This window comes from Peribacillus saganii (assembly GCF_003429095.1).
GTDB classification, from domain to species: Bacteria; Bacillota; Bacilli; order Bacillales; family DSM-1321; genus Peribacillus; species Peribacillus saganii.
This window is the reverse complement of the sequence record NZ_QVTE01000082.1, coordinates 1-1,042: the sequence shown is the minus strand read 5'-3', so window position 1 is coordinate 1,042 and position 1,042 is coordinate 1. Positions and strand designations below refer to the sequence as shown.

The following is a 1,042-nucleotide window of genomic DNA, read 5'->3' as shown; positions in this document are numbered from 1 at the left end:
ATACAAAGGCTTACAAACCAGTTCATACCGATCAGTACTCTTCCTACGGACAAAACACCTGTCAATCTTCTTGATTATAAAGTGAACAAGTCCAATATAGAACAGTACGGTCAATTGACAGGAGGCACGGGAAAATGACAACTGAATTACTTTTAGATCACTTAACTAAACAATTAAGGATTCCGACAATCGCAGCACAATATCGTTCTCTGGCAAGAGAGGCTGAGGATCGTAACTTAAGTTACGAGGAATTTCTATTGGCTTTACTAGAAGCAGAATCAGAATCTAGAGAAGAAAATCAAAGACAAAGAAGGCTAAAACAAGCTGCTTTTCCTGTCCAAAAAACACTAGATAGTTATGATTTTAGTTTGATGCCAAGTCTGAATAGGAATCGCTTTCTGACCCTATCAAAGGGAGATTTTGTGGAAAAGAAGGAAAACATAATATTTTTAGGTAACAGTGGGACTGGAAAGTCACATCTGGCAACCGGGCTTGGCATTGAAATGATTAAAAATGGCTATAAGGTCAAGTTTATCTCAGCTGCAGAATTAGTAGAAGAGCTTCTTTTGGCTAATGAAGAACATAAGCTAGGTGGCTTAGAAAAGAGATGGCTCAAATTTGATTTGATCATCATAGATGAACTCGGCTACGTGCCATTTACTAAGATTGGCTCTGAGCTCCTTTTCCAATTCTTTGCCGGTCGATATGAGCGAGCTAGCGTTATGATAACTACGAATCTAGAATTTACGGAATGGACCTCTATATTTGGAGATGAAAAAATGACCGCAGCCCTTCTAGACCGGTTAACCCATAGGGCTCATATCCTCCTGCTTAACGGAGAATCTTATCGATTTAGACAAAGTATGAAACAAAGGGAAGAAAGCGACCAGTAGCATGGGCGCGCGAGGAGTTTAGGGAAGTTTGCCCCTGGGGGCAAACTCCCCTAAACTCCCAATCCTTCCCCAAATATGGAAATAACACAGAATGAAGTGGCTCACTTTTGAAGTGATCACGCTGGCTCAAATTAATATTGACAAATACA

The 1,042-nt window shown here is 40.2% G+C and carries 1 protein-coding gene; it reads left to right on the top strand.

What is annotated here, in order from left to right:
- The first annotated feature begins 134 nt into the window (after positions 1-134).
- Positions 135-893: an IS21-like element helper ATPase IstB gene (gene istB / locus D0469_RS20775; RefSeq protein ID WP_117328617.1), complete on the top strand. Its 759-nt coding sequence runs from the start codon at positions 135-137 to the stop codon at positions 891-893.
- Positions 894-1,042 lie beyond the last annotated feature (149 nt).

What these genes read in the sequence shown, in the direction of transcription:
- istB (WP_117328617.1), top strand. Translation starts at nt 135, where the DNA reads ATGACAACTGAATTACTTTTAGATCACTTAACTAAACAATTAAGGATT.